Raw genomic sequence first — 21,493 nt, 5'->3', positions numbered from 1 at the left:
GTGATCCCGTGGAAGCTCGACAGCCGTCGAAACGCCGTCGACGACCGACACCCGGCGCCATGTCCTTCCCAGCCGACGCCCGTTCCGCGTTCGTAGACTGGAGCCCATGGACGACCTGTGGTGGCTCCCCTCGCTGATCGTGTTCGGCGGCGTCGGCATCATCGTCTGGTTGCTCGTCACCCTGCTGCGTCGGCGCAATCCGAAGACCCCCGTCGCCTCCATCGACGACCTCCACCGCCGCGCGGGCATCGCCCTCGTCCGTACCGACGACGCGGTCCGCGAGGCCGAGGACGAGGTCGGATTCGCCGAAGCGGAGTTCGGACGTGAAGCCGCCCGAGGGTATGCGGCCGACGTCGCCTCGGCGCGCTCGGCGCTCGGGGAGGCGTTCCGGCTCCGTCAGTCGCTCGAGGACGAGATCGCCGACACGGAGGCGCAGCGCCGCGCCTGGAACGAGCGGATCATCAGCGTCTGCGAGGACGTCGAGCGCACGCTGAGCGCCCGGCTGCGAGGCTTCGACGAACGCCGTGGAGCCGAGCGTTCGGCCCCCGACCTCCTCGACCAGCTCGAGCGACGCATCGACCGCGCGCGCGAACGACTCACCACCACCGGCCTCGCGATCGCCTCGGCCGCCGAGCGCTATGCGGCGAGCGCCGTCGAGGACGCGCGGGTGCTCCGCCGGACCGCGCAGGACGCAGTCGACCAGGCGACGGCCGATGCGGCGAAGACGAAGGATCGGATCGACACCGCCCGGCCGGCCGCCGCGTCACTGCACGCCCTGGGGCGCGAGCTGCAGCAGGCGGAGGACCGGCTGGACGCCGTCGAGCGTTCGCTCGCGGGCATCGCTGCAGCGGAGACCGAACTCGCCGCAGCCGGGCGGGAGCTCCGCACGGTGATCGCCGAAGCGGAGGCGTTGGGCGCGACAGTGGAACGCGCGGAGACGGCCGCCGTCATCGCGGCTGCCGTCGAGCGGGCGAACCGCGCGCTCCTGGAGGCGGAGTCGACCACGTCCACGGACGGCGACCGCGTCCTGCCCGATCCGGTGCGACGTCTGGAGGTGGTTCGCGCCGCCGACATCGATCTCGACGCAGCTCTCGCGACCGCCCGGAGCGCACAGCAGCGCCTCGACAACGCACGCGAGGCGATGCGCGGGGCCCTGTTCACCGCGGACAGCAACATCCGCGTCGCCGTCGACGTCATCTCCGCGCACCGGGGCAGCGTGGGCGCCGATGCGAGGACGCGCCTGGCCGAGGCACAGCGGCAGCTCGCGCTCGCGGAGGCGGCAGCGGTCGACGATCCGGTCGAGGCACTCGACGCCGCCCGCCGCGCGTCGCGGATCGCCCAGGACGCCGACGCACTGGCCCGGTACGACGTCGGGTGACGCTCGCCACCTGACGAGGGGAGGCCGACTCTCAGTATTCATGTTCTAGAATATGAGCACCGCTATCGCGACGCACTCACCGTCATCGCGAAGCCCTCGCCGCCGACTCCCGAGAGGACCCCGTGCCCAGCTCGTCCGCGCGCCAGCCGCGCTCCGCGTCCCCGATCTTCACGACGCTCACCCACGGGTTCGACGCGCAGGCGGCGTCATCTGCTCCGGAACAGATCCGCTCGACCGGAACACCGATCCAGCACGGGTCGCCGCTCGCCTCGGCCGACTGCCCCATCTTCGATCAGCTCGCGGGCCGACGCCTCGCCCGCCGCCGGAGCAACGTCGCCCACCCCGCCTGACCGGAGGTGCAGAGCGCCGGTCGACGCGCCGCAGTGTAGGGACGATCGCCCGTCCGTGCTGCGCGTTTACGTTTCATCTCGAACAGTGACGGTCCGCGGTAACGCAACGGGCGTCCCTTCGCGAGCCTCGGGAAACTGGCTCCGTGCACGCACCAGTGCACCCACAGACAGAGCCGAGGACCATCATGAGTGAGCACACGGGACCAGAACCGAGCGAATTGCGGGCGTCGATCGCCTCCGGGAAGCGGAAGCGCCGGAACCTGCTGATCGGCGGTGTCGCGGTCGTCGCCGTCGCCGCGATCGCCGTCGTCGTCTCCGTGGTCGTCGGTGGCCAGAACGGGGCAGCCGACGCGGCGACCGGTTCCGGTGCGCCCGCCGAGCGCCTCAGCGTGAAGATCGCGGTGTCGGAGGACACGCAGTTCCAGGACGCCGTCAAGGAGGTCGCCGCCGAGAAGGGCCTCGACGTCGAGTGGGTGAACGTGAAGGACTGGGTCCTCCCGAACACCGAACTCGTCGCCGGCACCGTCGACGCGAACGCCTTCCAGCACATCCTCTACCTCTCGGCCTTCAACGCAGAGAACGACGCCGACCTGACGCCGGTGTTCTCGACCGTCATCACGCAGTGGGGGATCTTCTCGAAGACACTCACCGACGTCAATGACCTCGCCGACGGCGCGCGCATCGCGATCCCGGACGACCCGTCCAACGGCGGCCGTGCCCTGAACATCCTGGCCGCGGCCGGACTCATCGAGATCGCAGCGGACGCGGGGAACTTCCCGACCGTCGAGGACGTCACCGCGAACGACAAGAACCTCCAGTTCGTGCCCCTGCCCGCGACGAGCATCCCGCAGCAGTTCGACGACCCGTCCCTCGCAGCCGTCGTCGTCGGGACCTCCTACTTCGACCCGAGCCAGGGCATCACGAAGGACGACGCGCTCTTCCTCGACGACTCGCTCTCCGAGAAGAACCTGCCCTACGTCAACGTCATCGCCACCCGCGCAGAGGACAAGGACAACCCGGCCTGGAAGATCCTCGAGGACACCTACGCCGACCCGCGCGTCGCCGAGGCGCTCGACGACGAGTTCGCCGGGAACTCGATCCTCGTGAAGGTTCCGGTGAAGGACCTCCGCGACAAGCTCGCCGAGCTCCAAGCCGAAGCCGAGTAGCACCACGGCGGCCGGTCATCGCCTTCCGCGATGACCGGCCGCCACCACGCAGTGGCCGTCCGGGGTCTCCCGGACGGCCCTCCCGCGAGAGGAGCAGGTGATGAACACAGCAATCGTCTTCGAGGACGTCAGCAAGACGTTCGAGGTGAAGGGCCGCGCCTTCGAGGCGCTGCGGAACGTCGACCTGACGGTCGAGCGGGGTGAGATCTTCGGCATCGTCGGGTACTCCGGCGCCGGGAAGTCGACCCTCCTGCGCACCGTCAACGCCCTCGAGCGGCCGACGAGCGGACGGGTGGTCGTCGAGGGCCTCGAGATCTCCGCACTCGCCGGACAGGCGCTCTACGCCGCGCGTCAGCGGATCGGCATGATCTTCCAGCAGTTCAACCTCCTGGAGTCCCGGACCGTCTACAAGAACATCGCCTACCCGCTCAAACTCGCGAAAGTGCCGGACGCCGAGATCCTCGACCGCGTCGAAGAACTGCTCGCGTTCGTCGGGCTGAGCGACAAGGCGCTCGCCTACCCCTCGCAGCTCTCCGGCGGGCAGAAGCAGCGGGTCGGCATCGCCCGCGCCCTCGCCACCCGTCCGGAGATCCTCATCTCCGACGAGGCGACCAGCGCCCTCGACCCGCAGACGACCGGCGAGGTCCTCGAGCTCCTCCGGCGGGTGAACGAGGAGTACGGCGTCACGATCCTGCTCGTCACCCACGAGATCGACGTCATCCGCGAACTCGCCGACCGGGTCGCCGTCATGGAGAACGGTGAGGTGGTGGAGCAGGGCAGTGTGTACGAGGTGTTCTCGGCGCCACGCACCGCGACCGCGCGACGCTTCGTCTCGTCGGTGCTCCACCACATCCCCTCCGACGAGGTGCTCGCGAAGATCCGGGCGGTGCACCACGGGCGCCTCGTCCAGCTGCACGTCGAGGACCGCGACACCAACCACCCGTTCCTCTCGCGGGTCGCCCGCGACAACGACATCGACTTCAACGTCGTGTTCGGCGGCGTCGACGAACTCCAGGGGCGACTGTTCGGCAGTCTCACGGTCGAGCTGCTCGGCCCGGACGACCGCGTCGACGCCGCCATCGCGGGGCTCCGGGCCACGGCGACCGTCACCGCGATCGACCCTGCCCCGACCGCGCAGGCCCCTGAGCCTGCACCGGCACCGGTCCCTGCACCGGCACCGGTCCCTGAGCCTGTCGAAGGGCATGAACCGCTCACCGCAGACCCCGACTCCCTGAAGGAGCCCACCCATGCGTGACTTCGATCCCGACGCGTTCTTCCCGCGTCTCCTCAAGGCCATCGGGGAGACCGGCCTCATGGTCTCCGTGTCCTTCGCCGTCGCGACGGTCATCGGGATCCTGCTGGGCCTCCTGCTCTATGCGAGCCGGCCCGGCAACCTCCTGCAGAACCGCGTCGTGTTCGGCGTCCTCAACTTCGTCATCAACGTCATCCGACCGGTGCCGTTCCTCATCGTCGCGATCGCGCTCATCCCGCTCACGCGGCTCGTGTTCGGCACCGGCCTCGGACCGCTTCCGGCGACGATCCCGCTCATCCTCGTCGCGAGCGTCGCCATCGGTCGCGTCTCCGAGTCGAACCTCGTCGCCGTCTCGCCGGGTGCCATCGAGGCCGGCGCGGCCATGGGGGCGAGCCCCGTGCGGGTGCTGTTCACGATCGTCGTGCCCGAGGCGCTCGGCCCGCTCATCCTCGGGCTGACGTACATCCTCGTCGCCCTCGTCGATGCGACGGCCGTGGCCGGTGTGCTCGGCGGCGGTGGCCTCGGTGACCTCGCCATGACCTACGGCTACCAGCGGTTCGACTGGATCGTCGTCGGACTCGTGGTCGTCACGCTCGTCCTGCTCGTGCAGCTCGCCCAGTTGCTCGGCAACGTGCTGGCAAAGCGGGTGCTGCACCGATGAACGCCGACGACTTCGACGCCTTCCTCTCCTCCATCCGCGGCGGCGCCGTATCGCGCGAGACCGACCGGCGCCTCCTGTTCGACGAGGTCGACGAGCTGAAGCATCTGGGCTTCGCTGCGGCCAGGGTCCCCGTCACATCCGGCGGCGGCGGGCTCACCCTCGAGCAGCTGTTCGCGCGGCTCATCGCCCTCTCGGCGGCCGACTCGAGCCTCGGGCACGTCTGGCGCGGACACATCCTGTTCATCGAGGCGCTGCTCGCCTCCCCCGACGCCGCCTACCGGGAGCACTGGTTCGCCCGGCTGACCGCCGGCGACCTCGTCGGGAACGCGCAGTCGGAACGGCACGCGACCGCCCACCTCGAGACCGTCCTCAACCGTGACGGCGAACTCCTCACGGTGACCGGCACGAAGTACTACACGACCGGCAGCATCTACGCCGACTGGATCCACCTGTCCGCGCTCGACGGGACCGACCGCGTCGCGGTGACCGTCTCCGCACACGATCCGGGCACCCGCTCGGTGGACGACTGGGACGGCTTCGGACAACCGTTGACCGGGAGCGGGACGACCACCTTCGACCGCGTGCCGGTGGACCCGCGCGACCTCGTCGTCCACAGCGGCGACGCGGCGGGGTGGCACCGGACGGGCGCCCTCCAACAGCTCATCCTGCTCGGTGTCGTGGCCGGCATCGCGCAGCGTGCCCTCGAGGACACCGTCGACTACGTGCGCGCCAGGCGACGGACGGTCGGCCACGCAGGCGAGCACCTGCCGCGCGAGGATCCACTCGTGCAGTCGATCGTGGGCCAGCTCAGCAGCGTCGTGCACACGGCCCGCGCGCTCGTCCTCGTGTCCGCTCGAACCTTGGACGGGCCGGCCACCGATCCAGACGCCGCGCGTTCGGCGCTGCTGGAGGTCTTCCGTGTCCAACAGGTCGTCCTTCCGCTCGTCCTCGACGCGCTCAGCCGCCTGTTCGAGGTCGGCGGGGCTTCAGCCGTCGGCCGGTCCCACGCACTGGACCGGCACTGGCGGAACGTCCGGACGATCGCCTCGCACAATCCCGCCGTGCAGCGTTCGGCGGCGCTCGGGCAGTTCGAGCTGAACGGCACCCTGCCCGAGTGGCAGGCTCCTGGGGCGCGGCCCGAGACCGAGCCCGTTCCGGCGAATGGGGAGCAGGCATGAGCGGGACGGCGACGATCGACCGCGACCTGGCGCAGCGCTTCACGCCACTCTTCGACGAGCTCGGGCGGGACGCCGTCGAGCGGGAGCGGGAGCGCCGGCTCCCGTATGCCGCGGTGGAGGCGCTGCGTGCGGCGGGCTTCACCCGCGTGACGCTGCCGCGGCGGTACGGCGGCGAGGACGCCACGCACGGCGAACTGTTCGAGCTGCTCGCCGAGCTGGCCAGACGCGACCCGAACCTCGCGCAACTGTTCCGCTCCCACTTCTCCTACATCGACCGCACCCTGCACGCGCCGGCCTCGGCGGAGCGCGAGTCCCGCCTGGCCCGGCTGGCCGACGGAGCCATCGTCGGCAACGCGAGCCACGAGCGGTCGGCCGCGAAGGTGGGATCCCTCGCCACCCGGCTCACCGAGACGCCGGGCGGTCTCCGACTGAACGGGACCAAGTTCTACAGCACGGGCACCCTGTTCGCCGACCTCGTCGGGGTCGCCGCCGAGCAAGACGGAGAGTTCGTCTCGGTGCTCGTCGAGACGGACGCCACGGGTGTCGAGCGGATCGACGACTGGACCGGGTTCGGTCAGCGGCTGACGGGCAGCGGCACCACCGTCTTCACGGAGGTCGCCGTCGACGCGTCGGCGGTGACCCGCCGCGAGCCGGAGCGCCCCTCGCACGGCGGCGCGTTCGTGCAGTTGGTCCTGCTGGCGGCGGTGACGGGCATCGGCCGTGCCATCGTCGACGACGCCGGCGCGTTCGTCCGGACCCGGACCAGGACCTACAGCCACGGTGCGGCGTCGACCGCCCAGGCCGACCCGATCGTGCAGGAGGTCGTCGGCGAGCTGTCGGCGAAGTCGTTCGCCGCCGATGCCGCCCTGGCCGCCGCGACGACCGCGTTGGAGCGTTCGAGCGCGGCGATCCTCGGTGCCGAGCCGGATCTCGTGCAGGAACGGATCGCCGCCGTCGAACTCGCGACGGCGCGCGCGCAGCTGGTGATCCTGCCCGCCGTGCTCGATGCCGCGACCGCCCTGTTCGATGTCGGCGGTGCGAGCGCCGTCGAGACGCACCGGGCGCTCGACCGGCACTGGCGGAACGCCCGCACGATCGCCTCGCACAACCCGTCCCGCTTCAAGGCCAGGGCGATCGGCGACCACGTCGTGAACGGGACGCCGATCGCCTCCTGGTGGAGCACCGGCGAGGCGTGACGCCCCGCCGGTCACACCTTTCGACAGGCTCCGGGACCGGGGCGAAGTGCTACTTCAGCCCGGAGAACGCCAGCCCGTCGATCACCCGGCGCTGGAGCACGATGAACAGGATGAGGACGGGCGCCATCGCGAGGATCGACGCGGCCATCATCACCGGGTAGTCCGTCGTCTTGTCGCTCGAGAGCGTCGCGAGACCGGCGGCGAGCGGCATGGAGTTGGCGTACGTGGACACCACGAGCGGCCACAGCAGTTCGTTCCACGACCACAGCACGGTCGTGATCGCGAGGACGCTGATGCTGGGCCTCGCGAGCGGCAGCATGATCTTCCAGAAGATCTGGAACGGCCCGGCGCCGTCGATCCGCGCCGCCTCCTCGAGTTCCGTCGGCAGGTTCAGGAACGCCGTCCGCATGAGGAAGGTGCCGAACGCGCTGAACAGGCCGGGTGCGACGATGCCGAGCGTGGTGTTCAGCCAACCGAAGCCCTGCACGATCTGGTACTGCGAGATGAGGTACGCCTGCGACGGCACCATGAGGATCGACAGCGTCACGGCGAGCAGCACCGCGCGTCCGCGGAACCGCATCCGCGCGAACGCGTACCCCGCCATCGTGCAGAGGACGATCTGCGCGAGCGTCCTGATCACGGTGATGACGATCGACGTGCGCAGCTGGTCGAGGAACGGGAGGCGCTCGAACACCGCGGCGTAGTTCTGCCACTGCAGTTCGGCCGGCCAGAACGTGGGGACCACGCTCTGCACCTCCGCGTTCGTCGACAGCGACATGATGATCTGCCAGATGAACGGGAACGCCATGATGAGGCCACCGACGCCGAGCACGATGTGGGCGACGACGTGCGACCCGCGCCGCTGGCCGGGCCGACCGGCGTCGCGGCGGCGTGCGGACGCGGCGGACGGACGACCCGAACCCGGAACGGTGACGGCACGGGTGGTGAGCGGTGCTGTGGCCGTGAGTTGCTCAGTCATTGTTCACCCATCGTTTCTGGAGCCGGAACTGGAGGAGCGTCACGAGTCCGATGATCAGGAAGATCACGATCGCGATCGCCGCCGCGTACCCCTTGTCGTTCTGGACGAAGCCCTGGTCGTAGAAGAAGTAGACGAGCGACATGCTCTTCGGGAGCACCGGGTTGGTGCTGCCGAGGATCGCGTACAGCAGGTCGAAGAGCTGGAAGCTCGAGATGACCGTGATGATCGTGACGAAGAAGATGCTCGGGGTGAGCAGCGGCACCGTGATCGAGCGGAACTGCCGCCACCGGGTGGCGCCGTCGAGCTCGGCGGCCTCGTAGAGCTCCGGGGCGATGTTCTTGAGCCCGGACGCCAGGATGATCATCGAGAAGCCGAGCGACGACCAGAGGCCGACGATCGCCACGGCGAACATCGCGGTGCCCGGCGTGCTGATCCAGTAGGGGCCGTCGACACCGACGAGCGACAGCGTGTAGTTGAGGATGCCGAAGTCACCGTTGAAGATGATGCGCCAGACGATGGCCACGGCGGTCGGCATCGCGACGTACGGCAGGAAGAAGAGCACCCGGTAGAAGCTCGCGAACCGCAGGCCGGGGAGGTTCAACAGGCTCGCGAGGTAGACAGCGATCGGGATGCCGAGGAGCACCACCGCCGTGTAGATCAGCGTGTTGCCGAGGGAGGCGTAGAGCCGCGGGTCGGCGAACAACCGGACGTAGTTCTCGACACCCGTGAAGGTGGTTCCGCCGAAGACGCCCCACTCGGTGAACGAGTAGTAGGCGGTCTGGATCATCGGCCAGATGAAGAAGACGCCGATGCCGGTGAGGAGCGGGAGGACGAAGACCCACGGCCAGGCGCCCTCGCCGCGGGCGGCACCCCGCCGGGCCGCTCTCGGTGAGGAGAGCGGCGCCGACGGGGTGCGCAGCACGGTCTGACCGGTCACTTCTTGGCCAGCGCTGCGTTCATCTGCTCGGCGATGTCCTTCGCCACGTCGGCGACGGGCTTGTCGCCGCTGAACGCGTCGGGCAGGAGCTCGACCTCGAGCGCGTTCCAGGCGGCGGTGTTCTCCGACACCGGCAGCGGCTTGGCGTAGTCGAGGGCGTCGAGGAAGACCTGCAGGTTCATCGTCGGGTAGGAGTCAACGAAGGACTGCTGCGTGCCGGTGAAGGCGGGGATGACGGCGCCGAGGTCGCCCTGCTGCTGCTGGGCCTCCTCGCTCGCCAGGAACACCTGCAGCGCCTGTGCGGCCTGCTTGTTCTTGCTCGCCGCCGCGACGACGTTCGAGACACCGTGGATGACCGTCGCCTGCTCCTTGCCGGTGGGCAGCGGGAAGGCCTGCGTGGTGGCGGCGACGTCGGACTCACCGACGAGGGGTCGCAGCCAGCTGCCGCCCCAGTACATGGCGACCTTGCCCGAGGTGAACCACTGGTCGGCAGGCGTGTCCGTCAGCTGTTGGATGCTGGGCGAGGAGCCGTTCGCGATGAGGTCGGTCCAGAACTGGAGCCCTTCCTGGGCTTCGGGGCTGTCGTACTCGGACTCGGTCTGGTCGGCGTTGATGACCTCGCCGCCCGCCTGCAGGATCGTGTTGTAGTAGGTGGTCTGTCCGTCCATACCGCCGGCGGCACCGTAGACGCCCTGGTCCTTGAGGTTCGTCGAGATCGTCTGCGCGGCGGTGTCGAAGTCGTCCCAGGTCCAGTCGTCGGCGGGCAGCGCGACGCCGGCCTGCTCGAAGAGCGCCGTGTTGACCCACACGCCGACGGTGTCGAAGTCCTTCGGCACGCCGTACTGGGTGTCGTCGAGCGAGTACAGCTCGTTCAGGGCCTCGGGGTAGTTCTTCGGGTCGATGTCGCCCGCCTTCACGGCGCCGGTGATCGGCTCGATCTTGCCGTTCGCCGCGTAGACCTGGAAGTTCGGCCCGTTCAACCAGAAGAGGTCGGGCAGGGTGTCGCTCGAAGCCTGCGTCTGGAGCTTCGACCAGTACGAGGCCCAGGGCGTGACGTTCACGTTGACGGTGATGTCGGGGTAGACCTTGTTGAAGGCCTCGATGTTGGCGTCGATCGCCTCGACCTGGGCCTGGTCCCAGACGCCGTAGGTGATCTCGGCCTTGAGGTCCTTCGGGGCGGCGGCGTACTCGCCACCGGTGGCGCCCCCGCCACCGGTGCTGCAGCCGGCGGTGAGCGCGGCGGCGGCGAGGAGGCCGATGCCACTGAGGACGGCACGGCGGCGGTTGCGACCACCGGGTGCGGCGTTGCGGTTCATGAACGGCGAAGGCATGACTGGAGTCCTTTCGAGGTGCGCTACCGGGCGGCGGCGTCGAGGGAGTGCGGTGCGGTGCTGGCGGTGAGGGAGGAGAAGTACTCGACGAGTGCGGGGTCGAGTGGCGGGACGTCGAGCGGGATCGAACCGTTGCGGAGCGAGTGGGCGGCGAGGGCACCGGCGGCGACGGCCTGGCGTGCGGCGACCGGCGACAACGTGGTCGGGGTGCCGTCGGCGACGAAGGCGAGGAACTCGTTCATCGTGTCGAGGTCGGCGTCGGCATGGCCCTCCTCGACGCCCGCGATCGGGTACTCGACGTCGCCCTCGGTGCTCCAGGTGCGACGACGGTTCCAGACCTTGACGGTGCCACCCGCGGTGTCGCCGATGTTCTCGAGCCGGCCGTGCGTCCCGATGACGGTGTAGTTCCGCCAATAGTCGGGCGTGAAGTGGCACTGCTCGTAGCTGGCGGTGATCCCGTGCTCGAGGGTCATGAGCATCATCGAGACGTCCTCGACGTCGACCACGGGGTTCAGGCCGCGCTGCGCCTCGGGCGGCCAGTTGTCGTAGGAGAACCAGTCGGCCATGGTCTGGCCGCTACGGTCCTCGTGATCGTCGATGTCGCCGTAGACCGCGAGGTCGCCCATCGCGACGACGCGCTGCGTGTACGCGCCGGCGAGGAAGTGGACGACGTCGATGTCGTGGCTCGCCTTCTGCAAGAGCAGGGTGTTCACGCGCGAGCGGTCGGCGTGCCAGTCCTTGAAGTAGTAGTCGCCGCCGTTGCCGACGAAGTGACGCACCCAGACGGACTTGACCGCCCCGATCTCGCCGCGCTCGATGACCTCGTGCATGAGCCGGACGACCGCCGCATGCCGGAAGTTGTGCCCGACGTAGAGCGGCGTCCGCGACTCGTAGGCGGCCTGGAGGACCGCGTCGGCGTCGTCGAGCGTGATCGCGAGCGGCTTCTCCAGGTAGACGGCGACACCGGCGCGCAGCAGGTCGACCGCGATCTCCTTGTGGGTCCAGTCGGGCGTCGTCACGATCGCCGCGTCGACACCACCCTGCGCGATGAGCGCCTCGTGGGAGTCGAACACCTCGATGTCGTCGCCGAACAGCTGCCGTGCCCGACCTCGACCGATCTCGGTGGTGTCGACCGCCGCGACGACCGATGCGGACGTGGGGCTCGTGGCGACGTGTTCGGCGATGTAGGCCCGCTGGCCGGTGCCGATGACGGCGACCCGGAGGCCTTCAGGGGTGGTGGCTGGTGCAGTGCTCACTCGATCACATCCGCTTCCTTGCGTGAAGTTGATTCATATGATGCCAAAACGATCATGAAATGACAATAGGCGATCACAGCGCTGACGCAAGTGCGGGGTCGCCGATGAGGAGAGGTTTTACCGCACGGAAACATGGGGAGCGGGTCGCACGTCGACAGGCTCAGTGACCGAAAGGTGGCTCAGCGACCAGGAGGGGGCGGCTCAGTGACCGGAAGCGGAGGACTCAGGCGGCGATGATGAGCTCGACGCCGGCCGCGGCCAGGGCGTCGGCGAGCGTCGGATCCACCGGCTGGTCGGTGACGAGCACGTCGATGCGGTCGAGCGGGCAGATGCGGGCGAAGGTCGCCTTCGTCATCTTGGTGCTGTCCGCGACCACGATGACCCGCTTCGCGACCTTGACGAACTCCTGGCTCACCGAGGCCTCGCCCTCGTGGAGGGTGGTGGCGCCGAACTGCGCGCTCAAGCCGTCGACGCCCAGGATCGCGACGTCGAGGGCGATCTCGGCGAGCGCCCCCGCGACGAGCGAGCCCACGAGTTCGTAGGACTGGCGTCGCGCGACGCCGCCCGTAACGACGATCTTCACGTGCGAGCGCACGGACAGTTCGAAGGCGATGTTGAGCGCGTTCGTCACGATCGTGACCGAGGCGTCGCCGTCCGAACGGACGAGGTGCTCGCTCCGCCCGATCACCCGCGCGACCTCACTCGTGGTGGTGCCGCCGTTGAGTCCGACGGCGTCGCCGACGTTGATCAGGGCGGCCGTGGCCTTCGCGATGGCCATCTTGGCGTCGGCCTGGCGGGCGATCTTGTACTGCAGCGGCAGCTCGTAGCCGGTGCCGAGGGCGGCGGCACCGCCGTGGGTCCGCGTGACGAGTCGCTGCTCGGCGAGCGCCGTCAGGTCGCGACGAGCGGTGGCGGCGGAGATACCGAGCGCTTCGCCGATCTCCGCGATCGTCACGTTGCCGCGTTCGCTCACGAGCTCGAGCAGGGCGTTGAGTCGCTGTTGCTGCGTCATCTGTCCTGCTTTTCCGGTCGGGTCGGGCGTACTGTGACCATCATATGGGCGCCCAGCCAGCGCCTGTCTGATTGATTCTGACGATTTGCACTGGTATCGATCAGATTCGATCCGGTATGGTTGCGGCAACGCATCGCCACGCTGCGATCGCGTCCCCTCACGTGAAAGGCACGTCATGCCCGAGACCTTCGTCGCCGCCGAACTGGCGTCGCAGCCCGAATCCTGGCGCACCGCCGCCACCCTCGTGCCGGAGGCCGGTGCCGTGCTGCCGCAGCCGGGCGAGCGGGTCGCGGTGGTCGGGTGCGGCACCAGCTGGTTCATCGCGATGAGCTACGCCGTGTTGCGCGAACAGGCGGGACTCGGCATCACGGACGCGTTCGCCGGCTCGGAGTTCCCCGGCGTCCGCGACTACGACCGCATCGTCGCCATCTCACGCTCCGGCACGACCACGGAGATCGTGCAGCTCCTCGAGGCGGTGGGCGACTCGGTCACCACCGTCCTCATCACCGCGGTCGACGACTCCCCTGCGACCGTTCCGGCGGCACACGTCATCGCCCTCCCCTTCGCCGACGAGCGTTCCGTGGTCCAGACCCGCTTCGCCACGACGACGCTCGCGCTCCTCCGCGGCTCGCTCGGACACGACGTCGAGGCACTCGCCGTGGAAGCCGAGCGGGCGCTGCAGATCCCGATCGACGAGTACCTCGCCGCCGACCAGGTCTCCTTCATCGGACTCGGTCACGCCGTGGGCCTCACCTTCGAGGCCGCGCTCAAGACCCGGGAGGCGGCACAGTTCTGGGCGGAGTCCTACCCCGCCATGGACTACCGCCACGGCCCCATCGCGATCGCGCAGCCCGGCCGACTCGTCTGGTCCCTCGGACCGACGCCAGCCGGCCTGCCGGAGGACGTCGCGGCCACGGGAGCGACCTTCGTGCAGCACGACCTCGACCCCATCGCCGGGCTCGTCGTCGCCCAGCGCTTCGCGGTCGCGTTGGCTGAGGCCCGCGGCCTCGACGCCGACCACCCCCGTTCGCTCACGCGCTCCGTCATCCTGACGCCGTGACCGAGCGGGCGGTCCTCGGCATCGACGTCGGCGGGACCGGGATCAAAGCCGCACTGACGGACGCCGACGGCACGGTCATCGGGCGCTGGCGCGAGGCGACGCCTTCGGGCGACACCTCGGGTGTCCTGACTCGCGACATCGTCCTCGGACTCGTCGCCGCTGCGAGCCGCGTCGCGGCCCCAGCGGCCGTCGGGGTGGTCGTGCCCGGCGTCGTCGACGAGGAGCACGGCGTCTGCATCCACGCGGTCAACCTCGGCTGGCGCGAGCTCGCCTTCCCCGAGCTCCTCCGCCCCTCGCTCGAGGTGCCGCTCGCCTTCGGGCAGGACGTCCGCGCCGGGGCGCTGGCGGAAGCGGTCTCGGGCGCTGCAGCCGACGTCACGGGCACGATCGCGTTCGTACCGGTCGGGACCGGTCTGGCCTCGGCACTCGTCATCGACGGCGTCCCCTTCGCCGGCGGCGGCTGGGCCGGCGAGATCGGCCAGCGCGTGATCCAGGACGGCCCGCATCGCGGGCTCCGGGTCGAGGAACTCGCTTCAGCGGGCGGCATCGCACGACGCGCGGGCGCCCGCGACGCGAAGACCGTCGCCGACGCCGTCGCCAGTGGTGACGCCGTCGCGATCGCCATCTGGAACGACGCCGTCGAGGCACTCGCCGAGGCCCTCGCCGGCATCACCGTCGTCGCCGCACCCACCGCCATCGTGATCGGCGGTGGGCTCGCCCTCGCCGGAGCCGCGCTCTTCGAGCCGCTCGAGCACGGACTCCGCGAGCGGCTCGACGTCGTCCGCGTCCCACAGCTCCTGCCCGCTCGTCACGGCGACGAAGCGGCAACGGTCGGTGCGGGGATCCTCGCCCGCCGACTGGTGACAGCCCGATGACGACCACCCCCGCACCGCGTCGCGTCGTGGTCGTGACGCCGAACCCGGCCGTCGACATCACCTACACGGTCGCGGAGCAGCAGCTCGGGGTCACGCAACGCGTCCAGTCCGTCGTGCGGCGTGCCGGCGGGAAGGGCGTGAACGTCGCCCGCGTCCTCGAGTCACTCGGGGTCCCGACCCTGCAGGTACTCCCCCTCGGTGGCACCTCCGGCACCTGGCTCAGGGACGCCCTCGCGGGAGACGACCTCCCGACCCGGGTCGTGGAGCTCCGCGCCGAGACACGCTCGACGGTCGCGGTCGTCGACGGCATCCACCATCCGACCCTCTTCGCCGAAGCCGGTCCGGTCGTGACGCCCGAGGAGTGGACCACCCTGACGACCGAGCTCCGACGCACCCTCCACGACGCGAGCGCACTCGTCATCTCGGGCTCGCTCCCGCCGGCCACGCCCGACGCCGTCGTCGAAGCCCTCGTCCGAACCGGGCACGACGCCGGCGTCCCCGTGATCGTCGACGTCAGCGGCACGGCGCTCCTCGCCGCGGCCCGCGCCGGTGCGACGATCCTCAAACCCAACCTCGACGAGGCCCTCGAGGCGACGGGCGCCGCCGACTTCGCATCGGCTCGCACGGCACTCCTCGCGCTCGGCGCCCGCGCGGTCGTCATCTCCCGTGGGGCCGACGGCCTCACCGCCGGCGATGCCGATGGTGCCCACGAGGTCCCGGCCGTCCCCGGCGTCAGCGGCAACCCGACCGGCGCCGGCGATGCCGCCACGGCCGGCCTGGTCGCAGCACTCCGCGCGGGAGCCACACTTCCCGAGGCACTCCGCACGGCGGCGGCGGCAGGTGCTGCGGCCGTGCTCGAACCGATCGCCGGCGCGATCGACCTCGCCGCCTTCCACCGATTCCTCGACGCAGCCGCCGCACCCGACCCCATTGGAGCAACCGAATGACCACCGCCCTCGACTTCACCACGCTCCTCGCCAACGCCTCGGCCTCGAACGCCGGCATCGCGGCGTGCAACGTGGTCCTCCTCGAGCACGCGGAGGCGATCGTCGCCGGCGCCGAGGAGGCCGGGCTGCCGGTCATCCTGCAGATCAGCGAGAACTGCGTGCGGTACCACGGGTCGCTCGCCCCCATCACACTCGCCTCGCTGGCCATCGCCCGCGCAGCGACGGTCCCGGTCCTCGTCCACCTCGACCACGTGGAGTCGGCCGAGCTCGTGCGCGAGGGCGTCGAGCTCGGCGTGGACAGCGTGATGTTCGACGCCTCGACCCTGCCGTACGACGAGAACGTCCGCGCGACGAAGGAGATCGTGGACTTCTGCCACGCGCGCGGCGTGGCCGTCGAAGCGGAGCTCGGCGAGGTCGGCGGGAAGGACGGCGTCCACGCTCCGGGCGCGCGCACGGTGCCGGCAGAGGCCGTCGCGTTCGTCGCAGCGACCGGCGTCGACGCCCTGGCCGTGGCCGTCGGCACCTCGCACGCGATGACGAGCCGGGAGGCCGCCGTCGACCACGCGCTGATCGCGCAGCTCCGCCGCGAGGTGCCCGTTCCGCTCGTGCTGCACGGCTCCTCCGGACTCCCCGACGACGAGCTCCGCGCGGCGGTGCGTTCTGGGATGACGAAGATCAACCTCTCGACGCACCTCAACGGACTGTTCACCCGGGCGGTGCGCGACGTCCTCGACGAGCAGCCGAAGCTCGTCGACCCCCGCACCTACGTCCGCGCCGGTCGTAGCGCAGTCGCGTCCGAGACCGCGCGGATCCTGCGCCTCCTCGTAACCGACTGAGCACTCCCAGGAATCCCACAGCAACACGCAACGCTGAGCTGTTAATATATATTGTGTTGGAGTTCTTCCAACGCCTCCACCGGTAACCGATCGTCCCCCGCGATCACCCTCCGGCCTCCCGAGCCCGATATCCCTTCGGGTGCGCGGGAGATACGGCCACCCCTCCCCTAGGTGCGGTGGCCCGAAGCTCTGCGACACCGCCGGTCGATGCTCGGGGCCACCCTCGGGCATCGACCCGCGCAAGCACTGACGATCGTCATTCCCAGGTCGTTCTCAGCTTGGTCGCGTACGTTCGTTACTCGAGTGCCGATGTCACAACCGGCTTCCGTGTGCAGAGTCCACACCTCCACGGATACGCCAATGCTCCCGACACGACACCACCAGCCGTCATCCAGAACGGCGAAGAACGATCCACCGGACGGCCCCAGCCGACCAGCGCAGCCGAATCTCGGCGCAGCTGCACTCCGGACGGTCTCGTCGCTCCATCCATGCGACCTGCACCGATCGTCATCGCATTCCCCTTCTGGAACCGGCCCATCCATCATCCGCAACACCAGAATCGAGAACCACCATGTCCATCACCCAGACTCGGACCCCAGCGTCCTCCAACCGTTCCGCGGGCACTGCCGTCCACGGCCGCGGTCACTCCACCGAGAAGCTCACCTACCGCTTCGGTCTCCGCACCCGCGAGACCGGTGCGGAGCAGCGCGGCTCCAGCAGTGCGGCCAACCGCCGCGGCTGAGCCGCCCCACCGCTCCAACCGACGCCCCCGCACGGCCTGACCGTGCGGGGGCGTCGTGCGTCCGGAACCGGTGCCGATCACGGCCACTCCGGAGTTCGGACGATCGTACGGACGACCACGGTCTCCCAGGTGGGAGAATCCCCACATGGATCCCGTCGCGCTCATCTCGTGGATCGTCGTGTTCGTCGTCGTCACCGTCATCGTGTCGGGCCTGTCCGGCCGAGCGGGCGTCTCCGCCCCGGTGGCCCTGGTGCTCGTCGGCGGCGTCGCGTCGTTCATCCCCGCAGTCCCGACCGTCGAGATCGAGCCCGACCTGATCCTCTACGGCCTGTTGCCGCCACTGCTCTTCGCGTCGGCGATCCGCATCTCCCTCATCGACATCCGCGCCCGTAACGACGGCATCATCCTGCTCTCGGTGGGTGCGGTCGCGTTCACCGTCGTGTCGGTCGGGTTCGCCAGCTGGCTCCTCATCCCGTCGATCACCCTCGCGGCGGCGTTCGCGTTCGCAGCGGTCATCGCACCGACCGATGCCGTCGCCGTGAGCGCGATCGCCGGACGACTCGGGCTCCCCCGTCGTGTGCTGACGATCCTCGAGGGCGAGAGCCTGCTCAACGACGCCACCGCACTCGTGGCATTGAACGCCTCGATCCTCGCCATCACGAGCGTCGTCAACCCGGTCATGATCGCCGGCGAGTTCGTCATCGAGGTCGTCGCCGGCGTCGGCGTCGGTCTCGCGGTCGGCTGGGTGCTGTCCGAGGTCCGCCGACGCCTGCGTGCCCCGGTCCTCGACACCTGCCTCTCGCTCATCACCCCGTTCCTCGCGTTCCTCCTCGCGCAGGCGATCCACGGCTCGGGCGTCCTCGCGGTCGTCACCGCCGGGCTGCTGCTCGGGTATCGAGCACCCATCGTGCAGTCCGCCGAGGCGCGCATCGCCGAGTCGCTCAACTGGCGCACCATCCAGTTCCTGCTCGAGAACGCCGTCTTCCTGTTCATCGGGCTCAACCTGGCCGGCATCCTCGAGGGGGCGATCCAGACCGGTCCGGGGCTCTGGCCGACGGTGTTCATCAGTGTCGGGGTCCTCGCAGCGCTCATCGTCTCGCGCTTCGTGTGGGAGATGACGGTCACGGCGATCTACCGGCTCGGGCCGAGACGGCTCCGTGAGCGAAGCTGGTCGTGGGGCAACGGCATCGCCGTCTCCGCAGCCGGCGTCCGTGGTGTGGTGACCCTGGCGGCCGTGTTCCTGCTGCCCGAGGACACGCCGTCACGCGAGTTCCTGCAGTTCCTGGCATTCGTCGTCGTCGTCGGCACGCTCCTCTCGGGGCTCGCGCTGCCCCGGATCATCCGTGCCCTGCACCTTCCGCCGCCGAACCACAGCCAGGAGCGCGTCGAGCAACTGATGCTCATGGCGGAGGTCCAGACCGCCGGTCTGTCCCGCCTCGACGAGCTGACGACCGAGGCGGACGAGGAGCAGGTGCTCAACCGTCTGCGGACCAATGCGAGCTTCGTGGCCAACGCCCTCGAGCAGTACACGGGCGATGGCTCGGAGCTCCGCACGGTCGCGTTCGCCCGACTCCGCCGGCAGATGATCGCGGCGGAACGCGAGGCGCTCCTCTCGGCGCGCGCCGAGGGTCGCTACCAGGAACCGGCGGTCGCGGCGGTCCTGGCGGCGATCGACGCCGAGGAGGCGACCCTCAAGGCGATGACGCCAAAACCCCCGCGACCATAGCACCCCGCGCCTCCTGTCCACAGACCCCGGCCTCCCAGCCCGCGCAGGACGGTCGGTCGGGCAGGATGAGGGCATGATCATGTTGCTCCCCGCCGCCGTCTTCGCGGTGCTCTACGTCGTGAGTCGACGCCGCGACGCCCGTCGCCTGCGCAATGGGGTCTTCCTCGTGTCCGCGATCGCCTGCGGGCTGGTGGCGCTCCTGTCGGAGGCGTCCCGAACGACGCCGTTCACCGTCCTCCTCGCCGCGTTCGGCACGGTCCTGTTGGTGGGCGTGCTCGGGGTCCTGCTCATCGGCAACGGCATCACGATGCTCCGGCTCGAGGGCCGCAGCCTCGGCAACCTGCTCTCGCTGTTCGCCGGGGTGGCCATCCTCGTCCTGCCCGTACTCGCCGTCCTGCTGGTGCTCGGGGCACACCCGCAGTCCCTACCCTCCTGGCTCATCGTCGTCCTCGTCGCCGTGGGCCTCCTCCTCGGGTTCGCCTGCTTCTATGCGGCGGCCACCTTCGCGGCCTTCGGAGTGTACTCGCTCGTCTACAGCCGCTACCGCCACACCCGGACGCCCGACGCCCTCGTCGTCCTCGGTTCCGGCCTCATCCACGGCGAGGTCCCGCCGTTGCTGCGCAGCCGGCTCGACCTCGCGCTGCGCATCTACCGGGCCACGTCACCGGGGTCCCCACGACCGCTCCTGATCCCGTCCGGCGGCCAGGGCGACGACGAACCCCGCCCCGAGGCGACGGCCATGGCCGAGTACCTCGTCGCGAACGGTGCGGACCCGACGGACGTGCTCCCGGAGACCGCGTCCACGAGCACGCGCGAGAACCTGTTGCTCTCCCGGGACCTGCAGCAGTCGGCCGGGCGGGACGGCGAGACGATCGTGGTGACGAACAACTACCACGTCCTCCGCGCGGCGCTCCTCGCACGTGCGATCGGGAGCGACGCGCAGGTGATCGGCTCCCCGACGGCCGCCTACTACGTGCCGAGCGCGTTCCTCCGCGAGTACGTCGCCATCATGGTCGAGCACCGTCTGCTCAATGCGCTGGCGATCGCGGGCGTCGCGGGCCTGATCGCCCTCGGGGTGGTCTGGTCGCTCCTCCCGATCTGAGCCGCCCTCCCCCACGCGACGACGACGACGCCCGCAGCGCACGACGGGCCGTCGTCCGAATGGATCGGAGGACGGCCCGTCGGTCGTGTGGTGTCCGACTCAGTCGGGTGCGGTGTCGTAGACCTCGCGGGCGTCGTCGGTGGCCTCGGAGGCCGGCCCGGATTCGGGCTGGTGGTCGGTCGAGCCGTCGGCGTCGCCGCGCTCGCCCTCGGCCAGCGGTGCGTCGAGTTCGGTCGAGGGCTCCGGGGTCTCGACGGCTTCCTCGGTCGCCTGCTCCTCATCGGGAGCCGCGTCTTCCGAGCCGGTGCCGTCGACGGTCTGACTCGATCCGTCCGAGCCCGGTCCGGCGGTCGTCTGGTCGGAGCTCACGAGCTCTGCGGTGTCGATGTCGGCACCCTCCCAGGCTTCCTGGTCCGCTCCGGCCGCACCGGTCGCGAGGTCGTCGCTTGAACGCTGGTCCTGCTGATCCGTCATGATGCACTCCTCTCCGCGGAACGCGTCGCGCTCCGTGTCCTCGGACTCTACGACGTGATCCTCCACGGTCTCCCGGGGTTGACAGCCGCCGACGGGCGCCCGGGCCGGTCGCGATAGCGTGGGGACATGAGCCTCCCCGTCACGGACACGCGCGTCACCTATCCCTCCGGAGCCCTCGTCTCGACGGGCACGGTGCTGCACGTCGAACCCGTCGGCGACCACCTCGCCGTGGTGCTCGACGAGACGGCCTGCCACCCGGTCGATGCCGCGTGGCCCGACCAGCCCGCCGACACGGCGACCATCACCTTCGGTGCGGGCGCGGGCGCCGTGGAGGTCGCCGTGATCGATTGTGTCGTCGCCGCGAGCGACGGCACCCGGCTGTACGTCGGCCCCGACATCCCCGTGAAGAAGGGCACCGAAGGGTGGGCCTTCCTCGTCGCCCATCTGGTCTCCACCGAGGCGGCGGCGGTCGCTGTCGAAGGCGCGACGGCCCACATCGAGGTGGATGCGTCCACCCGGCACGCGCTCTCCGCCGGGCACACCGGGTGCCACCTCGCATCACTCGCCTTGAACGCCGCGCTCGCCGACGCCTGGCGCAAGGAGGTCGTCCCCGATGCTCTCGGGGCCCCCGATTTCGACGCACTCGCCTGCGAGTCGTCGCGGATCGCTCCGAACGCGTCGACCGACCGTTACCGCATCGGCAAGTCGCTCCGACGGAAGGGGTTCGACCCGGCCGCCCTAGACGACCTCGACGCGCTGGCGTCGCGCATCCGGAACACGCTCGACGGCTGGTTGGACAGCGGCGCCGCCGTCCGGATCGATCGCGAGGGCGAGCTACTCACGGATCGACGTAGCTGGCACTGCGAGCTGCCGGGCGGCCCGGCGGTCATCGCCTGCGGCGGCACCCACGCGGCGTCGCTGAGCGAGTTCTCGAGTATCGCCGTCTGGCTGGAACGCGAAGACGTCGACGGCGCCGTGGTGCTGTCGATGGTCAGCACGGTCGTCCCGGCCGGCTAACCGGAGGCTCGGCGACTG

Annotated in this window: 21 protein-coding genes; 15 read left to right on the top strand and 6 right to left on the bottom strand. The window is 70.1% G+C overall.

Going from position 1 to position 21,493, the window contains the following annotated elements; all coding sequences use genetic code 11:
* The first annotated feature begins 106 nt into the window (after positions 1-106).
* From ITJ62_RS13530 to ITJ62_RS13500, 7 genes are all read left to right on the top strand, one after another.
* Positions 107-1,378 (top strand): hypothetical protein, encoded by a 1,272-nt coding sequence (locus tag ITJ62_RS13530; protein WP_194603092.1) that lies wholly within the window; start codon positions 107-109, stop codon positions 1,376-1,378.
* Between the two features lie 122 nt (positions 1,379-1,500).
* Positions 1,501-1,728 carry a hypothetical protein gene (locus tag ITJ62_RS13525; protein WP_194603089.1) on the top strand — a complete coding sequence of 76 codons (228 nt, stop codon included), beginning with the start codon at positions 1,501-1,503 and terminating at the stop codon, positions 1,726-1,728.
* Positions 1,729-1,913: 185 nt separating this feature from the next.
* The gene (locus tag ITJ62_RS13520; protein ID WP_194603086.1) at positions 1,914-2,894 is read left to right on the top strand and encodes a MetQ/NlpA family ABC transporter substrate-binding protein; all 981 of its coding nucleotides are present in this window, start codon (positions 1,914-1,916) and stop codon (positions 2,892-2,894) included.
* Between the two features lie 100 nt (positions 2,895-2,994).
* The gene (locus ITJ62_RS13515) at positions 2,995-4,149 is read left to right on the top strand and encodes a methionine ABC transporter ATP-binding protein (RefSeq protein ID WP_194603083.1); all 1,155 of its coding nucleotides are present in this window, start codon (positions 2,995-2,997) and stop codon (positions 4,147-4,149) included.
* Positions 4,142-4,807 (top strand): methionine ABC transporter permease, encoded by a 666-nt coding sequence (locus tag ITJ62_RS13510; RefSeq protein ID WP_079706489.1) that lies wholly within the window; start codon positions 4,142-4,144, stop codon positions 4,805-4,807. Before ITJ62_RS13515 ends, ITJ62_RS13510 begins: the two co-directional genes overlap by 8 nt.
* Positions 4,804-5,985, top strand: coding sequence for a hypothetical protein (locus tag ITJ62_RS13505; protein ID WP_194603066.1), 1,182 nt, complete (start codon positions 4,804-4,806; stop codon positions 5,983-5,985). The genes ITJ62_RS13510 and ITJ62_RS13505 overlap by 4 nt, the downstream gene beginning before the upstream one ends.
* Positions 5,982-7,181 (top strand): acyl-CoA dehydrogenase family protein, encoded by a 1,200-nt coding sequence (locus ITJ62_RS13500; RefSeq protein ID WP_194603062.1) that lies wholly within the window; start codon positions 5,982-5,984, stop codon positions 7,179-7,181. The genes ITJ62_RS13505 and ITJ62_RS13500 overlap by 4 nt, the downstream gene beginning before the upstream one ends.
* A 49-nt stretch (positions 7,182-7,230) precedes the next feature.
* On the opposite strand, the gene ITJ62_RS13495 is transcribed toward ITJ62_RS13500, so the two are convergent.
* From ITJ62_RS13495 to ITJ62_RS13475, 5 genes are all read right to left on the bottom strand, one after another.
* A complete protein-coding gene (locus ITJ62_RS13495) occupies positions 7,231-8,160 on the bottom strand; it encodes a carbohydrate ABC transporter permease (protein WP_085513716.1) in 930 nt (309 codons plus the stop codon).
* Positions 8,153-9,097 carry a carbohydrate ABC transporter permease gene (locus ITJ62_RS13490; protein WP_370581918.1) on the bottom strand — a complete coding sequence of 315 codons (945 nt, stop codon included), beginning with the start codon at positions 9,095-9,097 and terminating at the stop codon, positions 8,153-8,155. Before ITJ62_RS13490 ends, ITJ62_RS13495 begins: the two co-directional genes overlap by 8 nt.
* Positions 9,094-10,428, bottom strand: coding sequence for a sugar ABC transporter substrate-binding protein (locus ITJ62_RS13485; protein WP_228498488.1), 1,335 nt, complete (start codon positions 10,426-10,428; stop codon positions 9,094-9,096). Before ITJ62_RS13485 ends, ITJ62_RS13490 begins: the two co-directional genes overlap by 4 nt.
* A 23-nt stretch (positions 10,429-10,451) precedes the next feature.
* Positions 10,452-11,684: a Gfo/Idh/MocA family protein gene (locus ITJ62_RS13480; protein WP_194603059.1), complete on the bottom strand. Its 1,233-nt coding sequence runs from the start codon at positions 11,682-11,684 to the stop codon at positions 10,452-10,454.
* A 223-nt stretch (positions 11,685-11,907) separates the two neighbouring features.
* On the bottom strand, positions 11,908-12,696 hold the full coding sequence (locus tag ITJ62_RS13475; protein WP_079706484.1) for a DeoR/GlpR family DNA-binding transcription regulator: 789 nt from the start codon (positions 12,694-12,696) through the stop codon (positions 11,908-11,910).
* A 175-nt stretch (positions 12,697-12,871) separates the two neighbouring features.
* Between ITJ62_RS13475 and ITJ62_RS13470 the strand changes: the two genes are divergently transcribed.
* The 7 genes from ITJ62_RS13470 to ITJ62_RS13440 all read left to right on the top strand — a co-directional run bounded on the left by ITJ62_RS13470 (position 12,872) and on the right by ITJ62_RS13440 (position 19,984).
* Positions 12,872-13,756 (top strand): SIS domain-containing protein, encoded by an 885-nt coding sequence (locus tag ITJ62_RS13470; RefSeq protein ID WP_194603056.1) that lies wholly within the window; start codon positions 12,872-12,874, stop codon positions 13,754-13,756.
* Positions 13,753-14,631 carry an ROK family protein gene (locus tag ITJ62_RS13465; RefSeq protein ID WP_194603053.1) on the top strand — a complete coding sequence of 293 codons (879 nt, stop codon included), beginning with the start codon at positions 13,753-13,755 and terminating at the stop codon, positions 14,629-14,631. The genes ITJ62_RS13470 and ITJ62_RS13465 overlap by 4 nt, the downstream gene beginning before the upstream one ends.
* A complete protein-coding gene (locus tag ITJ62_RS13460) occupies positions 14,628-15,578 on the top strand; it encodes a 1-phosphofructokinase family hexose kinase (RefSeq protein ID WP_194603050.1) in 951 nt (316 codons plus the stop codon). The genes ITJ62_RS13465 and ITJ62_RS13460 overlap by 4 nt, the downstream gene beginning before the upstream one ends.
* Positions 15,575-16,414 (top strand): class II fructose-bisphosphate aldolase, encoded by an 840-nt coding sequence (locus tag ITJ62_RS13455; protein WP_194603046.1) that lies wholly within the window; start codon positions 15,575-15,577, stop codon positions 16,412-16,414. Before ITJ62_RS13460 ends, ITJ62_RS13455 begins: the two co-directional genes overlap by 4 nt.
* Positions 16,415-16,985: 571 nt before the next feature.
* Positions 16,986-17,156: a hypothetical protein gene (locus tag ITJ62_RS13450; protein WP_153303529.1), complete on the top strand. Its 171-nt coding sequence runs from the start codon at positions 16,986-16,988 to the stop codon at positions 17,154-17,156.
* 145 nt (positions 17,157-17,301) lie between these two features.
* Complete coding sequence (locus ITJ62_RS13445) at positions 17,302-18,882, top strand: sodium:proton antiporter (protein ID WP_194603043.1); 1,581 nt, start codon at positions 17,302-17,304, stop codon at positions 18,880-18,882.
* A gap of 73 nt (positions 18,883-18,955) precedes the next feature.
* The gene (locus ITJ62_RS13440; protein WP_228498487.1) at positions 18,956-19,984 is read left to right on the top strand and encodes a YdcF family protein; all 1,029 of its coding nucleotides are present in this window, start codon (positions 18,956-18,958) and stop codon (positions 19,982-19,984) included.
* Positions 19,985-20,083: 99 nt separating this feature from the next.
* Here ITJ62_RS13440 and ITJ62_RS13435 read toward each other — a convergent pair whose 3' ends face one another.
* The gene (locus tag ITJ62_RS13435; protein WP_194603040.1) at positions 20,084-20,458 is read right to left on the bottom strand and encodes a hypothetical protein; all 375 of its coding nucleotides are present in this window, start codon (positions 20,456-20,458) and stop codon (positions 20,084-20,086) included.
* Positions 20,459-20,584: 126 nt separating this feature from the next.
* On the opposite strand from ITJ62_RS13435, the gene ITJ62_RS13430 reads away from it, so the two are divergent.
* Positions 20,585-21,475, top strand: coding sequence for a metal-dependent hydrolase (locus ITJ62_RS13430; protein ID WP_194603037.1), 891 nt, complete (start codon positions 20,585-20,587; stop codon positions 21,473-21,475).
* Positions 21,476-21,493 lie beyond the last annotated feature (18 nt).

The organism is Plantibacter sp. VKM Ac-2876 (assembly GCF_015350715.1).
Lineage (GTDB): Bacteria > Actinomycetota > Actinomycetes > Actinomycetales > Microbacteriaceae > Plantibacter > Plantibacter auratus.
This window is presented reverse-complemented; position numbering and strand designations above follow the sequence as displayed.

What these genes read in the sequence shown, in the direction of transcription:
- ITJ62_RS13495 (WP_085513716.1), bottom strand. Translation starts at nt 8,160, where the DNA reads ATGACTGAGCAACTCACGGCCACAGCACCGCTCACCACCCGTGCCGTC.
- ITJ62_RS13450 (WP_153303529.1), top strand. Translation starts at nt 16,986, where the DNA reads ATGTCCATCACCCAGACTCGGACCCCAGCGTCCTCCAACCGTTCCGCG.
- ITJ62_RS13505 (WP_194603066.1), top strand. Translation starts at nt 4,804, where the DNA reads ATGAACGCCGACGACTTCGACGCCTTCCTCTCCTCCATCCGCGGCGGC.
- ITJ62_RS13530 (WP_194603092.1), top strand. Translation starts at nt 107, where the DNA reads ATGGACGACCTGTGGTGGCTCCCCTCGCTGATCGTGTTCGGCGGCGTC.
- ITJ62_RS13520 (WP_194603086.1), top strand. Translation starts at nt 1,914, where the DNA reads ATGAGTGAGCACACGGGACCAGAACCGAGCGAATTGCGGGCGTCGATC.
- ITJ62_RS13435 (WP_194603040.1), bottom strand. Translation starts at nt 20,458, where the DNA reads ATGACGGATCAGCAGGACCAGCGTTCAAGCGACGACCTCGCGACCGGT.
- ITJ62_RS13470 (WP_194603056.1), top strand. Translation starts at nt 12,872, where the DNA reads ATGCCCGAGACCTTCGTCGCCGCCGAACTGGCGTCGCAGCCCGAATCC.
- ITJ62_RS13475 (WP_079706484.1), bottom strand. Translation starts at nt 12,696, where the DNA reads ATGACGCAGCAACAGCGACTCAACGCCCTGCTCGAGCTCGTGAGCGAA.
- ITJ62_RS13515 (WP_194603083.1), top strand. Translation starts at nt 2,995, where the DNA reads ATGAACACAGCAATCGTCTTCGAGGACGTCAGCAAGACGTTCGAGGTG.
- ITJ62_RS13485 (WP_228498488.1), bottom strand. Translation starts at nt 10,428, where the DNA reads ATGCCTTCGCCGTTCATGAACCGCAACGCCGCACCCGGTGGTCGCAAC.
- ITJ62_RS13445 (WP_194603043.1), top strand. Translation starts at nt 17,302, where the DNA reads ATGGATCCCGTCGCGCTCATCTCGTGGATCGTCGTGTTCGTCGTCGTC.
- ITJ62_RS13500 (WP_194603062.1), top strand. Translation starts at nt 5,982, where the DNA reads ATGAGCGGGACGGCGACGATCGACCGCGACCTGGCGCAGCGCTTCACG.
- ITJ62_RS13440 (WP_228498487.1), top strand. Translation starts at nt 18,956, where the DNA reads ATGATCATGTTGCTCCCCGCCGCCGTCTTCGCGGTGCTCTACGTCGTG.
- ITJ62_RS13455 (WP_194603046.1), top strand. Translation starts at nt 15,575, where the DNA reads ATGACCACCGCCCTCGACTTCACCACGCTCCTCGCCAACGCCTCGGCC.
- ITJ62_RS13430 (WP_194603037.1), top strand. Translation starts at nt 20,585, where the DNA reads ATGAGCCTCCCCGTCACGGACACGCGCGTCACCTATCCCTCCGGAGCC.
- ITJ62_RS13460 (WP_194603050.1), top strand. Translation starts at nt 14,628, where the DNA reads ATGACGACCACCCCCGCACCGCGTCGCGTCGTGGTCGTGACGCCGAAC.
- ITJ62_RS13510 (WP_079706489.1), top strand. Translation starts at nt 4,142, where the DNA reads ATGCGTGACTTCGATCCCGACGCGTTCTTCCCGCGTCTCCTCAAGGCC.